Annotated in this window: 13 protein-coding genes; 7 read left to right on the forward strand and 6 right to left on the reverse strand. The window is 28.9% G+C overall.

The features are described 5' to 3' along the window. On the reverse strand, positions 1-1,428 hold the full coding sequence (locus HNQ06_RS02925) for a S41 family peptidase (RefSeq protein WP_184107457.1): 1,428 nt from the start codon (positions 1,426-1,428) through the stop codon (positions 1-3). A 169-nt stretch (positions 1,429-1,597) separates the two neighbouring features. Here HNQ06_RS02925 and HNQ06_RS05830 point away from each other — a divergent pair, with 169 nt between their 5' ends. From HNQ06_RS05830 to mgsA, 5 genes are all read left to right on the forward strand, one after another. Continuing rightward, positions 1,598-1,918, forward strand: a complete 321-nt coding sequence (locus tag HNQ06_RS05830) for a hypothetical protein (protein WP_343056760.1) — start codon at positions 1,598-1,600, stop codon at positions 1,916-1,918. Between the two features lie 3 nt (positions 1,919-1,921). Next, the gene (locus tag HNQ06_RS02930; protein ID WP_184107458.1) at positions 1,922-3,064 is read left to right on the forward strand and encodes a MinD/ParA family protein; all 1,143 of its coding nucleotides are present in this window, start codon (positions 1,922-1,924) and stop codon (positions 3,062-3,064) included. Beyond that, positions 3,064-4,050 carry a prolipoprotein diacylglyceryl transferase gene (lgt, locus tag HNQ06_RS02935; RefSeq protein ID WP_184107459.1) on the forward strand — a complete coding sequence of 329 codons (987 nt, stop codon included), beginning with the start codon at positions 3,064-3,066 and terminating at the stop codon, positions 4,048-4,050. Before HNQ06_RS02930 ends, lgt begins: the two co-directional genes overlap by 1 nt. Before the next feature lie 20 nt (positions 4,051-4,070). Further along, positions 4,071-6,083, forward strand: coding sequence for a cyclic di-GMP phosphodiesterase PdeA (gene pdeA / locus HNQ06_RS02940; protein ID WP_184107460.1), 2,013 nt, complete (start codon positions 4,071-4,073; stop codon positions 6,081-6,083). A gap of 93 nt (positions 6,084-6,176) precedes the next feature. Then, positions 6,177-6,560, forward strand: coding sequence for a methylglyoxal synthase (mgsA, locus tag HNQ06_RS02945; RefSeq protein ID WP_184107461.1), 384 nt, complete (start codon positions 6,177-6,179; stop codon positions 6,558-6,560). A 41-nt stretch (positions 6,561-6,601) separates the two neighbouring features. On the opposite strand, the gene p22 is transcribed toward mgsA, so the two are convergent. Continuing rightward, the gene (gene p22, locus HNQ06_RS02950; RefSeq protein ID WP_184107462.1) at positions 6,602-7,186 is read right to left on the reverse strand and encodes a lipoprotein P22; all 585 of its coding nucleotides are present in this window, start codon (positions 7,184-7,186) and stop codon (positions 6,602-6,604) included. Between the two features lie 125 nt (positions 7,187-7,311). Here p22 and HNQ06_RS02955 point away from each other — a divergent pair, with 125 nt between their 5' ends. Then, positions 7,312-8,688: an aminopeptidase gene (locus tag HNQ06_RS02955; protein ID WP_184107463.1), complete on the forward strand. Its 1,377-nt coding sequence runs from the start codon at positions 7,312-7,314 to the stop codon at positions 8,686-8,688. A gap of 7 nt (positions 8,689-8,695) precedes the next feature. Continuing rightward, complete coding sequence (locus tag HNQ06_RS02960) at positions 8,696-8,974, forward strand: PTS sugar transporter subunit IIB (protein ID WP_184107464.1); 279 nt, start codon at positions 8,696-8,698, stop codon at positions 8,972-8,974. A 21-nt stretch (positions 8,975-8,995) separates the two neighbouring features. On the opposite strand, the gene HNQ06_RS02965 is transcribed toward HNQ06_RS02960, so the two are convergent. From HNQ06_RS02965 to HNQ06_RS02980, 4 genes are read right to left on the reverse strand one after another with little or no spacing between them, the layout of a single operon-like run. Next, a complete protein-coding gene (locus tag HNQ06_RS02965; RefSeq protein ID WP_184107465.1) occupies positions 8,996-10,054 on the reverse strand; it encodes an NAD(P)H-dependent glycerol-3-phosphate dehydrogenase in 1,059 nt (352 codons plus the stop codon). 17 nt (positions 10,055-10,071) lie between these two features. Continuing rightward, on the reverse strand, positions 10,072-12,363 hold the full coding sequence (locus tag HNQ06_RS02970) for an AAA family ATPase (protein WP_184107466.1): 2,292 nt from the start codon (positions 12,361-12,363) through the stop codon (positions 10,072-10,074). A gap of 10 nt (positions 12,364-12,373) precedes the next feature. Next, positions 12,374-13,591, reverse strand: coding sequence for a tyrosine--tRNA ligase (tyrS, locus tag HNQ06_RS02975; RefSeq protein ID WP_184107467.1), 1,218 nt, complete (start codon positions 13,589-13,591; stop codon positions 12,374-12,376). Next, positions 13,588-14,925, reverse strand: a complete 1,338-nt coding sequence (locus HNQ06_RS02980) for a glycine--tRNA ligase (protein ID WP_184107468.1) — start codon at positions 14,923-14,925, stop codon at positions 13,588-13,590. The genes tyrS and HNQ06_RS02980 overlap by 4 nt, the downstream gene beginning before the upstream one ends. Positions 14,926-14,931 lie beyond the last annotated feature (6 nt).

Genomic DNA, 14,931 nt, shown 5'->3' on the forward strand with positions numbered 1-14,931 from the left:
TTAATTACCTAATTTAGACAAATACTCACAAGCTGCTTTTAAAACCTTGTCATAATGTAGATTATAAATTGGTAATTCTTTATTATTGTCTTGATAGTAATTAAAAAACACATACTTGCCTAAAAATTCTTTATCAATTTTATATTTTGGATTTTCTTTAACAAGATTATCAACAAAAAAATCAATCTCTTGTTCGGTAATGGATTTTTTACCCTTCAAAAAGCCTTCTATCAGCTTTTTATCAAAAATTTCTTTATATATTAATGCTTCCTCCTCAGAAAAATCTGGGGATTTTATTTCCAAATCAGGCTCAATCCCAACCTTATGAATACTCTTTCCAGATGGAGTATAATACTTTGAGCTTGTAATTTTAAATCCACCAGTGTAAAAAGGAACTACATGCTGAATAAGCCCCTTGCCATAAGACTTTTCACCTATAATGTAGGCTCTCTTATTGTCTTTTAAGGCCCCTACAAAAACCTCTGAGGCTGAGGCTGACGATCTGTCTATCAAAGCAACAATTTTTATATCTGAAGACAAAACTTGTTTTGAGCTTGCCTTATAATCAACGGGCTTGCTAGAATTTCTTGATTTTGTGGAAACAATAGTTCCTTTAGACAAAATATCATCCGCCATTTTTATAGCTGCCTGAAAATATCCCCCCGTATTAAGTCTTAAATCTAAAATTAAAGATTTAATATTTTTATTCTTAAGATTGTCTAAGGCTTTTCTAAAATCTACAGAGGTGTGTGGATTGAAGCTTACTATTCTTATATAACCAATATCTGAATTAATAACATCATACTTGATTGTTTGAATTTCTATCTTCTCTCTTGTAAGTTCAAAATCCAATGTTAAATTTTTCCCCCTAAGAATAGATACTTTAACTTTTGTGCCTTCTTTGCCTTTTAAAAGATCAACAACTTGATCTACTTCCATAGAATAAACACTCTTACCATCAACAGCGGTAATACAATCTCCAGATTTAATTCCAGCTCTATAAGCCGGACCTCCTTCAAAAGGCGTAACAATAGAAACACAAGCACCATTAGGATCAAGATCTTTTGCCTTGTCTTGCTTATCTTGGGAATGCATTTTTTTTATTATAGAAATTCCAATACCAACATAATCTCCTACTGTTGTTTTTGAAATTTCTTCTAAATCTTTTTTTGTCAAATATTGAGAATAAGGATCACCTAAGGCTTGAAATATTCCTTTTAAAGCGCCTTCAAAAATTACTTCATCGCTTACAGGATCAACATAATTTTCTTTTACAAATTCAAAAGCTTGAATCATCATCTGTTCATAATTTGATCTTGATAACTTATTATTAGATTCATCAAAAGCAAAAATAGATTCAACAATTACTAAAGAGCTTATACCTAAAGTCAATAAAAAATATACACATATTAAAAATTTATTTTTCATTTATTCATTCCTAATGCAAAAATTAAAACTTGATTTTATTTCCATAATATAATATTTTAAAACTATGTTAAACTCAGATCCTAAAAAAAAACAAAGCCTTTATAGAGCAGGACTTATTGTTTTACAAATTCTTGAAAGTCTTTTAATCTTAGCCTTATTATACCAAGCCATTAATAAATTAATTTTCATTAATAATTACTCCATAAAGTTTATGCTAACATTTATCTTATACTCACCTGAATTTTTCATGGCCAATTTAACAATCTATTACTTTATCTACGAAAAATTTAAAATTCTTCACAGCATTATAGTAATAACTAAATTATTCCAAATAATATTAACATTATTATTATTCATCTTGGGATTTACTTTTAAAATATACGTCTACCAAACCTCTCTAGCCATACTTTTAGGAATTACAGTAGTTTACCTAGCATTTAATGTAACAATATTAGCGCTAATTAAAGCAAAAATAAAAAATCTGGAGTAAAGCTTGATTATTATTCCTGTAGCCAGTGGTAAGGGGGGAGTTGGCAAATCCCTTTTCTCAGCAAACATAGCAATTTGCCTGGCAAACGAAGGAAAAAGCGTATTACTTGTTGATCTTGACCTTGGAGCATCTAATTTGCATTCAATGCTAAACATTACACCCAAAAAAAGCATAGGAACATTTTTAAAAACAAAAATTAATTTTTCAGACATTATTATTCAATCTGGAATTAAAAATCTAAACTTCATTGCGGGAGATTCTGACATTCCAGAACTTGCTAATATAGCTGCTTCTCAAAAAAAAATCATAATAAAAAATTTAAAATCTTTAAAATATGATTACTTAGTGATTGATCTTGGAGCAGGAACAGCTTTTAATATCATAGACTTTTTCTTAATGTCAAAAAGAGGAGTAATAGTAACAACACCAACAGTAACAGCTACAATGAATGCATATTTATTTCTTAAAAATATAATATTTAGACTGTTATCAAGCGTGTTTAAAAGAGGGACAAAAGGAAATGAAATTCTCAGAACAATAAAACAAAATTCAATCGATCTTCAAAGGATTTATATACCTAATTTGCTATTAAAACTTGAAAACGAAGATCCTGAAAATTATTCTCAATTTAACAAATTGTTTAAAACAATTTGTCCTTTCATGATATTTAATATGCTAAAAACTCCCAAAGACATTGAAAAAACCGAAAAAATAATAAAATCAGCAAAAAACTATTTAAGCATAAATTTACAAAGTATTGGAGCAATCTATAAAGATGAAATAGTTGATCAAGCTTTAAACAATAAAATACCCATCACTATATACAAACCTACAAGCCCAACCTCTAAAAGTATAAAAAAAATTGCGAAAAAATTAATCGAAATTGAAGATTTAACAAATGATGCCGAGCTTTTAAACGAAGAAGATTTAAATGAAAGCTATGATTTTGTACTAAGAGAAGCTCAAGAAGAATATATTGAAAAAATTGAATACCTTGAATCGTTGATAAAAAACAAAACAATAGAAAGTAGTGAAATTATTGATATAATAAAATCTCAGAAAAGAGAAATCGAAACTTTAAGAAAGCAAAATATGTTATTTAAAAAAAAGCTTTTTGAAAAGCTTGAAAAGGCTAAGGAGGTCTAATGCCAAATTACATAAATTACCCAAGTTGGTTACATCCTGAAGTGATTCAAGGCATACCAATTACATGGTATAGCCTATCTTATATTTTAATCATACTAATCTCTTATAAATTTATTTGGTATCAAATACAATCAGATAACGTTGATATCAAAAAAGAAGATTATGAAACATTTATGTTCTCACTTGTGCTTGGAGCAATTTTAGGAGGCAGATTGGCATCTACCTTGGTTTACGACAAATCGGGAATTTATTATTCTAATCCTTGGCTAATCCTTTTGCCATTCGACCAACATTGGAATTTTACAGGCTTTAGAGGTATGGCCATCCATGGTGGTTTTTTGGGGGCAATAATTGCTCCTCTAATCACAATAAATACAAAGCTTAAAAATACAAATGTTCAAAAATATTTTCTAAAACTAACAGACTATGGATCAATAGCTTTTTCTTCTGGCTACATACTTGGAAGACTTGCTAATTTCGCAAATGCAGAACTTTATGGAAGAGTAATGAAAGGGGGAATAATATTCCCCAATGCAGAACCATTTGACACAAATATACCAGGAGTAAAAGAATTTGCGTCATCAGTAGGGCTTGAAATTTTGCCTCATGACCTGTTAATTAACCTTCCGAGAATACCTTCTCAACTTATTGAAGGATTTTTCGAAGGGCCTATAACTTTTCTGTTGCTATGGTTTTTATTTAGAAAAATCAAAAAATATGATGGATTTATTTTTGGTGTATATGTAATGCTTTACGCTTTTTTCAGATTCTTTATTGAATATTTAAGAGAACCAGACAAAGAACTTGGATTTATAATAACCTATAAGCCAATTAAAAGTCTGTCTGAATTTTCTTTTTTAAACATATCAATGGGACAAATTCTCTCACTAACACTAATGCTCTCAGGCTTAATCTGGATAATAGTCACTAAAAAAATTGCAGATAAAAAAATAAAAAATAATACCAACTTGGCATACAAAAATTAAAATAAGAGCAAGCCAATAAAATGAACGTTGTTAATAATTATCAAAATATAAATTCGGTTATAATCTCTAAAAAAGAAATTGATGTTATAGATCTAATAAAGCTTAAATCTATTTTCAACTTAATTCAAATCGTAAAATCTGAAAAAGCTTTATACAGCGAGTATGTAAAACAAAATAATATTAAATTTGCTATTATTTATAATTATGAAAAACCAATAGATTTTTCAATAAACGTTGCAAATGAATTAAAAAATGCAAACAAAATCCATTCTATTATAATTAGCAACGAAAAATTTGATGAGGAATATTTAAAACTTAATCATATAGAAATAATAAAAGATATAAGCGAATTAGAATATAAGCAAAGCTTAATACATCAAAAAAAACTATTTTACGACAATAAAAACACAACTCTGGATTTCTTTTTAAATTTATCAGAACTCATAAAAGAAATAGTAATCATCACAAACACCAAAAATGAAATTATTTATATCAATGAAAAAGGTAGTAAAAATCTTAATCTTCCAATGAAAACCTCTGGAAATATAATCAAAGTAACCGACATAGATATCAGAGATTGGGAAAAGTTAGAAAAAATAGATTTAAGTTACCACACAAATTCTATCCCAGAATTTAAAAATATATTAATAACCGATTGTATTTTAACTTTAAAAAATAACAAAAAACTGCATGTAGATGTATTTATTAGCACAATCGCTCAAAACAATATTGATAAATTAATAACAATTAAAGAAATATCAAACCCTAATGAAATAGAAAACTATAAATACCTAGAAATTATTGATTCGCAAGACGAGATTCAAAATGCCAAAGAAATTGAAAAATTACTAGTAAACCATATGGATATTTACAAAAAGAAAAGAATATATTTGCTTAATTTAGACGTATCCCTAACCGCAGAATATGAATACAAAGAGGATCAAGAAAAGCTTAATATAAAAATACTTAAAATAATGTATTCAAAAATAATGTCATTATACTCCGAATATATTTTTAAGCTAAAACACAACAATTTAATAGTAATTGTATGCACAAGCGGTGGTGAAAAGCAAATAATCTCAATTGCTAAAAAAATCAAAAAAACAATTGCACTGGCATTTAAAAAAGAAGATATTATTATATTCAAATTCAATATTGGAATAATAGAGGTAAATTTAAAAGAAAACTTAGAATTCAAAATCCCCAAATTAATGATGGCTACAAAGATATCATCGGAATACAAAGAATCTAATCCCACTATATACAAAGAAGAATTACCAGAAGCGGTGATTTTAAAAAATCAAAACAAAATCTTTCAATATATACTCAAAGCAATAAAAAATGATTTTTTTACTCTTTATTATCAAAAAATAAATCCTCTTAAAAAAAACTTAAAGCCCAAAATAGAAATCTTGACAAGACTTTTCGACCACATGGGCAGGCCAATTCCAAACAATCAAATTTTTAACTTAATAGACAAATATAATTTAACTGTTGAGGTTGATACATTGGTGGTTAAAAAGGCTTTAAGAGAATACAAAAGCTTTGTATCAAAAAATGGGATTCACATTTTCTCAATTAACATATCTCCTTATTCACTAAAATCCCAAAACTTTCGAATCTTTTTAAGAGATACTTTATTGAAAAGTCAAATCCCGCTTCAAAATATATGCTTAGAAATAACAGAAACTGGAATTCTTGAAAACTTTGAGATAATAAACAAATATTTTCAAGAATTAAAAAGTTTTGGAATCAAACTAGCACTTGATGACTTTGGAAGCGGACATACATCACTCTCATATATCAAAACACTACCAATAGACTTACTTAAAATAGATGGATCTTTCATAAAAGCAATAAACTCTAGTGAAATAGATTTTGTAATAATAAAATCTATTAAAAAAATAGCAGATACAAAAAATATAAAAATTATTGCCGAATTTGTGTATAATGAGGAAATATTAAAAAAAATAATTGAACTAGAAATAGACTATGGTCAAGGATTTTTATGGCACAAACCAGAACCAATATAAATTCTAAAAAATTGAAGTCTAAAAATATACTTATGACTAAATTTTATTAAATTTCAACAAAAATTATTTTACATTGGAAAAGGAATAAAATTAATGGAAAAAAAAATAGCATTAATTGCACATGATAAAAAAAAAGAAGATTTGGTAAATTTTGTCAAACAAAACTATCTCTTCTTGTCCAAATTCAAGCTTATTGCAACAGGAACAACGGGATCTAAAATCCAACAAGCTACTGATCTTACAATTATTAAATATAAATCAGGCCCTATGGGAGGAGATCAGCAAATTGGGGCTGAAGTAGCTGAAGGAAATATCTTAGCCATATTTTTCTTTAGGGATCCCCTAACAAGCCAGCCCCACGAACCAGACGTGTCAGCTCTTATTAGGCTTTGCGATGTACATAAAATACCGCTTGCAACCAACGTAAAAACAGCAGAAATTTTAATAAAAGGACTTGAGAAGCTTGATTTAAAGTAGGCTTTAATCTAAATTAAAGCCTACAAAATCAAAAATATCAATTAATTCGTTAGCATAGGTGAAATTTTTTCAACACCGTCGATAATATAATTAACAGATTCAAGGAAAGTCTTGGCATCTGAATTATTCTCATCAACTGTAATTTCCAATTTTGAATTTTTAATATTAAGATCTTTAAAAGTGCCAATAAGATCACTTTTAACGCCATGTAAATTACTATTTATAATCTTTTTAAAGTCAGGGGTAAGACCAACAAAAATAAAGGCTTCTTTTCCAGAAATATTAATTGGAGCTTCTCCTGCATAAATATTGTCATAAAAATAAACTATTAACTTTGCACCCTCTTTTGAAGGTATTGTTTGGAAATGTCCATCTTCTTCAGAAAAATAAAAAACCTTTATATTTTTCCCCAAACTTTTTCGATCCTTTTTTGAATGAACTACTCCCATAGCATGAAAAACATGCCCAATAGTATGTTCATCTATTTTAGAATCATCAAGCTTAGAAGAGTTGCCTGCTTCTTGCTCTTCAACATATTCATTTGAACTGTCTTTTGAAGTACAGGCAATTATTAAAAAAAATAAAAACAATGGCAAATAGTTTTTCAAAAAACCATTTTTATACATAAAAATTCTCCCTTATAATTTATTAATCATATTAAAATTAAAAGTAAGTTTACAATAAATAATTTATTTTGTACACACTTTAAAAACAATTAAAATGTTAAAATGAAACAGGAGGACCTATAAATATGAAAAAACAAAATCCATGGATATATTTAAGTGAAGAAGAAAAAAATCAAATTTTCAATTTTTCCGAAAGTTACAAAAAATTTATAAGTAAATATAAAACAGAAAGAGAAGTTACAGCCTATGCCCTAGATAAAGCAAAAAAATTGGGGTTTATTAACGCTGAAGAGAAAAAAAATTTAATGCCAGGTGATAAAATTTTTTATACCTGTAGAGAAAAATCTGTTGCTTTTGCTATTATTGGCAAAAATCCTGTTGAAGATGGAATGAATTTCATTGTTTCTCACACAGATTCACCAAGACTTGATGCAAAACCTTCACCAATCTCTGAAGAAAACGAACTTGCGATTCTTAAAACCAACTATTATGGGGGAATAAAAAAGTATCAATGGCTATCTACACCCCTTTCAATAAGAGGTGTGGTATTTTTAAAAAACGGAGAAAGGGTTGAAATCAACATTGGAGACAATGAAAACGATCCTGTATTTGTAATTCCCGACATTTTACCCCATCTTGATAGAAAAATACAAAGAAATAAAAAATCAGATGAAATTATTGAGGGAGAAAATCTAAAAATTTTAATTGGAAGCCTACCAATCGAAACAAAAGAAAAAAATAAAGTTAAACTGGCAACTTTACAGCTAATAAAAGAAAAATACAAAATAGAAGAAGAGGATTTTGTATCATCAGAAATTGAAATAGTGCCTGCAGGAACAGCAAAAGACGTTGGATTTGACAAAGCTTTAATTGGCGCTTACGGACAAGATGACAAAATATGCGTTTACACTTCGCTAGAATCCATATTTGATCTTGAAGAGACTCCAAACAAAACAGCCATTTGCTTTCTTGTAGATAAAGAAGAAATTGGTTCAACAGGCTCAACAGGACTAGATTCAAGATATCTTGAATATTTTGTTTCTGATATGATCCTTAAAATTAAAAAATCAGAATACAACAATCTTCACGTCCAAAAAGCTTTATGGAATTCAAAAAGCATTTCCGCTGATGTTTGCGCAGCAATAAACCCACTATTTAGCTCAGTTCATGACGAACAAAATGCTCCCCAACTTGGCTATGGAATACCCATAATGAAATACACAGGACATGGTGGAAAAAGTATGGCCAGCGATGCTGATGCTGAGCTTGTTTCTTACATTAGGCAATTATTAAATAAAAACAATATAGCCTGGCAAGTAGCAACACTTGGAAAAGTAGAAGAAGGAGGGGGAGGAACCGTTGCTAAATTCTTAGCTAGCTATGGAATAAGAACAATAGACATGGGACCTGCTGTTATAAGTATGCATTCTCCAATGGAAATAACTTCTAAATTTGATTTATACAATGCTTACTTAGCATATAAAGCTTTCTACAGAGAATAAAATCGCTATGGCAGATTTAGAAAAAACAAATAAAATCAAAGTAGCAGAGCATATTGTGGAATGCTTTGGGGGAATTAAAAATATTAAAAAAATACACAAAGACCTAACAAGAATAAAAATTTTAGTAGACAGCAACTCTTTAGTCAAAAGAGACAATTTAACAAAAAATGACAACATAATAGGAACTATTAAATCTAATGAACTTACAGAAGTTGTAATGAATTTTGAAATAATCGAAGATGTTTACAATAAAATTTTATATATGATGAATGAGCAAAAACAATAAAGCCTCTACAGAGGCTTTATTTTATTGCCTAACATCTCTCATATACTCAATAACAGATTCAGGCTCCAACTCTTTATTCAAAATTTTATATATAACGCTTAACAGGCTATTGGGATTGAAATCACGATTTAATTGTTTTAAAAAGGAAAAAATTGATTTAGCAGCTAAAACTCCCTCTGGTAAATATCCAATTTTTTCAATATTGCTTATCAAATCATCTATACTAAAAAAACTTTCTAAAATGTTTTTGCTAACAATTTCATTACCAAATCGTCTATTTCTTCCAAACATGCTTCTACAAGTAACATCTAAATCACCAGAACCAGACAAAAACAAAAACGTTTCAATATTTCTTCCCCCAAGCTCCATTGCAACATCTTTTATATTATTCAAGGATACTGAAAATAAAAATGATTCTGTATTACTACCTATCAAATTAGGATAATTCAATTTATAAGCATCCAAAATTCCAAATGCAATTGCAAACACATTTTTTAAAGCTGCTGCTATTTGCACTCCAAAAACATCGTTACTATAAAATAAAGAAATTGAAGTTTTGCTAAATAAATTAATAAACAAATATGCATTTTCTCTGTTATTGCTAGCCGCAACAAGTCCTGTTATCACACCAAGTCCAACTTCCTCAGCATGACTTGGGCCAACAATATAAGTAATCTCATCTTTATATCCTTTCATAACTCTCTCAGCAGCTTCAATAACTGTCTGAGTTTTACCATCAAAAGTAATAAACCCCTTTGTAAGTATTGCTAGCTTTGGCTTTATCTCCAAAGAATGCAAAAATTGATCCAATTTTTTTAAAATATCAACAGTAAAAAGAGAAGGCGTTGCAATGAAAATATAATCAGACATTGATACAACTTCAAACAAATCTGAACTTGCAACTAAATTTTTTGGCAATTTAATTCCCTTTAAATATTTGGCATTAACATTTTCATTATTAATATCATTCTTAACATCTTCTTCAAAAGACCATAAAAAAATATTAAAATTAAATTTATCTGCCAAAGACTTCGCAATAGCCGTTCCCCAAGCACCTGCTCCTATTACTGATATTTTCATAAATACTCCCTATAACCTTATAAAAACTCATATTTTATTGTTTCATCTAAATAGATTTTTATTTTACCAGAATTTTCAATTTTCTTAAAAAGAATTTCATCTATTAAAAGTTTTCCTAGCTCTTTGAATATAAACTTTTTAACACTTTTTAAGCTATAACCCTTTCCATAGATCTTTTCTCGAATATAATCAACAACACTTTTTTCAAAAAAAACATCGAATTTTCTATCTCTTAATATCCTTGCAAAACAATTAAGTTCATTAAAAATGATTTTTTCAAAATCTAACTCATCAATAGATTTAAATACAAACACATGATCTATTAACTCTAAAAACTCATTAGGAAATCTCTTCTCTAATATAAGGTTAAAATCATTTCCCCCTGCCATTTTATTCTTAAAACCAATGCTATTAAGCTCTTTGCTTTCAGCATTGATACTTATTACTATTAAACTTTCCGATAAACTTACCTTTTTCCCAAGACCATCAAAAAGTTTACCTGTTTTAAACCCCTCCAAAAAAAAATCTAAAACCCTTTTATTACATTTATCAAAATCTGATAAAAAAATAATAGAATTAGAAGATTTGTTTAAAAATTTAAAAAATCTAGTAGATTCATAATATCCTTCATTACTTAAAACAGGCCCAATCAATCTATCAAGAGAATTAAAATCACTATACTCACCCATGTTAAGAGTAAATTTCGGAATTTTAAACTCTTCTGATAAAATATCCGTCAATTTGCATTTTCCTGATCCAGAAGCACCAATAAAGGCAAATATGCCAATAGTACTTCTGTTGGCAAGCAAATTAAATTTTAATAGCTTGATATTTAATATCAAATCAAATATCAAGCTATCATGTATAATAAGTTCTTTTTTTATTCTATTTTCTAAATTAATTAGCAATTGACTATTATATTCTTCAAAATTAAAAATGTTAGAACCAACAATAGATTTAATCAGATCACAAACATCGTCTTTTGTTATAATCCTTTTTATGTTTTCAAGCTTAAACTTAGAGCCTAATTCATCTAAAATATCAAAAGCTTTGTCTGGAAGAAATCTATCTTTAATATATTTTTTAGACATGACAATGCAAGCTTGTATTGCTTCGTCTGTATATTCCACATTATGATATCTCTCATAATCTTTTTTAATCTCCTGCAAAATATTATAGGTGTCTTCAAAATCGGGCTCTTTGAGCTCTATGCTCTGAAACCTTCTCATTAAAGCCTTATCTTTTAAAAAAAATTTTCTATATTCATATTCTGTAGTAGCTCCAATGAATTTAATTTTTCCCAAAGTAAGAATGGGCTTCAACAAATTGGAAATATCCATACTACCAAATGAAGTAGCTCCTGCCCCTATTATCATATGGATTTCATCAATAAAAAGCATAACTTTTTTTCTTGAGTTTAAAAAATCTAAAACCCTATTCACTCTACTCTCAAGATCCCCCCTATATTTAGTACCCGAAATAAGCCTACCAATATCAAGAGAATAGATTTCATACCCTATCAAATCCTTTGGAACATTGTCTATTTTTATTTTATATGCAAGACCTTGGATTAATACTGTTTTTCCAACACCAGGTTCTCCAAATAAAATAGGATTACTTTTATGCTTCCTAAGTATCACCTGGATTAACCGAGATAATTCTTGCTTTCTGCCAATTAAAGGATTGTATTTTAAATCCAAAGTATCAATAACATTTGTTAAAAAATTACCAATAGAGTCTTTACTTTCTAATAAAATATTATCTTGATCTAACTTATCACGCTTATCATCAAAAATATGAAAGCCTCCTTTCCTTTTTGGCACATTATTATGAATATATTGTGAAATTAACTCACTGTCACCTGAGGCAGATTTAGTATTTACAGCCAAATAATCATGAACTTCAATAAGTTTGTCAAAAATAGTCAAATTAAAACCCGAATTAAGCAGCGCATCTAAAATACTATTTTTTCTTTTTTTGACCAGAACCCACAATAAATCTTTTTCTTGTATTTTATAAGGTTTTTTATAAAAAAAAAGAGCGCTAATTATATCGTCATACAGATAATCCATACTAGAAACATGATCTGGAATATAATTGCCCCTTAAGGGAAGTTTGTTAAAAAATTCCTCTAGTTGTTTATTAAGCTTATAAAAGTCAATTGCACACAAATTAAGCAGTTCTTTAACTTTATCGCTTTTAATAAGCCCATAAAAAATATGCTCTTCTGTAAACACAAGATGTTTAGATTCCATGAAAAACAAAAAAGTGTTAAAAAATAAACAATTTAAAGCTCTTCTATCATACATCCAAAATCAACTATAAAACAATTCGTAAAAACTTTTTTTTACCTACTCTTAATTCAACTTCATTGTTATTAAAATCCTTTTTAGTAATAAGGTGGCTCTGATTTTCTACCCTTTTACCATTAATATAAACCCCTCCAGAATCAATTAATCTTCTGCCTTCTGACTTGCTGGGCACAATTTTTGAATCTAGCATTAAATCAATCAACAATACCTCTTCTTCCAAATTAGAAAAGCTAAATTTAAAAAATGGAATATTACTTCTATCTCCGCTTCCCCTAAATGCGGCAAAAGATGCCTCTTGAACTTTCAAGGCTTCCGATTCTCCGTGAACAATTTTAGTTATCTCAAAAGCTAAAATCTCTTTGGCTTTATTTAAAGAATTTCCCTTAAAATTTGAAATTAATTCGATCTCATCTTCTTCTAAAAAAGTAAAAAGATATAAAAAGGTTTTCACATCAGAATCTGAAGTATTTCTAAAATACTGATAAAAATCATAAATACTATAAAGATTAGAATCAAGATAAACAGCACCTTTTTCTGATTTACCCATCTTTTTTCCATCACTTCTTGTAATTAATGGAAACGTAAGCCCAAAAGCTTCTGATCCATTTTTTTTTCTAATTAGGTCAACCCCTGAGATAATATTTCCCCATTGATCATCACCACCAATTTGAAGTCGACAATTTTTAATTTTATTAAGCATATAATAATCATAAGACTGTAAAAGTTGATAATTAAACTCAATAAATGAAAGTCCAAAATCCAGCCTTCTTTTATAAGTTTCAAAGCTTAACATACGATTAACAGAAAAATGCATGCCAATATCTCTTAAAAATTCAATATAATTGAGATTATCTAACCAATTTGAATTATGAATAAAGCATTCTGAAGTAAAGTTGGTTATTCTTTGAAGTTGATTTTTTATCAACAAAGCATTATTGCTAATCTCTTCTGAAGATAAAATCTTTCTCATCTCACTTTTTCCAGAAGGATCGCCTATTTTTGCTGTAGAATCTCCAATCAAAACAATTGGCATGTGACCATGTTGCCTAAGATGCATCATTGCTAAAAAGGGAATCAAATGACCAATATGAAGAGAACTAGATGTTGCATCAACTCCTGCATAAAAAACTATTTTTTCTATATCCATTAAATCACTTAAAACTTTTAAAGATGTACATTGCTTTAAAAATCCGCGTTTATGTAAAAGACTTAAAGCAAGATTCATTTATTAAAATCCTTTTTGTAATTTAAAATCTCTGTTTTAATGTATGAATATAAATCATTAATAAAAATTCTCTTCTGAGTCATACTATTTCTTTCTCTAACAGTAACTGTTTCATCCTCAATAGTATTGTAGTCTATTGTTACACAATAAGGAGTCCCTATTTCGTCTTGACGTCTATACCTTTTGCCTATTGTTCCACTATCATCGTAAAATATATGAAAATCATCGCAAAGCTCCATATAAATCCTTCTAGCAACTTCAATAAGCTCAACTTTTTTAACAAGCGGAAATATAGCAATCTTGTAAGGAGCCAACTTGGGATGTAAGCGCAAAACAATACGCTTGTCTCCATCTGAAAGTTCTTCCTCAGAATAAGCATCACAAAGGGTCATTAAAACAGACCTTGTAAGACCAGCAGAAGTTTCAATAACATAAGGCACATATTTCTCTTTTGTTAACAAATCATGATACTCAAATATTTTAGGCTTGTTAGAAAATTTAGCGTGCTGAGTCAAATCATAATTACCTCTATTGTGAATACCTTCTACTTCCTGAAATCCAAACGGAAATTCATACTCAATATCAAATGCGGCTTTTGCATAATGAGCAAGCTGCGATGAATCATGAGCCTTAAATCTTAATTTATCAGGCCTAATTTTAAGAGTTTCTATAAAAAAATTCATTCTATTTTGCTGCCAATAACAAAACCACTCGTCTATTTGCTTGGGATGAACAAAAAACTGCATTTCCATTTGCTCAAACTCACAAGTTCTAAATATAAAATTTTTAGTAACTATCTCATTTCTAAACGCTTTACCTACCTGAGCAATTCCAAAAGGAATCTTAAGCCTTGAAGAATCCAAAACATTTCTAAAATTAACAAAAATTCCTTGTGCTGTCTCCGGCCTTAAATAAACTTCACTAGAACCATCCTCCACTGCTCCAATATGGGTCTTAAACATTAAATTAAAACTTCTTGGGGAAGTAAAATTATTCTCAGCTTTGCAATTCGGACAATTTTTTGACAAATCAACAAAATCAGCTCTAAATCTACTTTTACAATCTTTGCAATCAACCATAGAATCTGAAAAACCATCAACATGACCAGATGCTCTCCAAATTTCAGGACGCATAAAAATAGCACTATCTAAGCCTACAATATTTTCATGCAAGTACACCATGCTCTTCCACCACTCTTTCTTTATATTTTTTTTAAGTTCAACTCCCAAAGGACCATAGTCCCAAGCCCCTGAAAGGCCTCCGTAAACCTCTGAAGACTGAAATACAAACCCTTTTCTTTTTGCAAGAGAAATAATATCTTCCATTCTAACCATAAAAAT

Origin of the sequence: Borreliella lanei (assembly GCF_014205895.1) — a bacterium.
GTDB classification, from domain to species: Bacteria; Spirochaetota; Spirochaetia; order Borreliales; family Borreliaceae; genus Borreliella; species Borreliella lanei.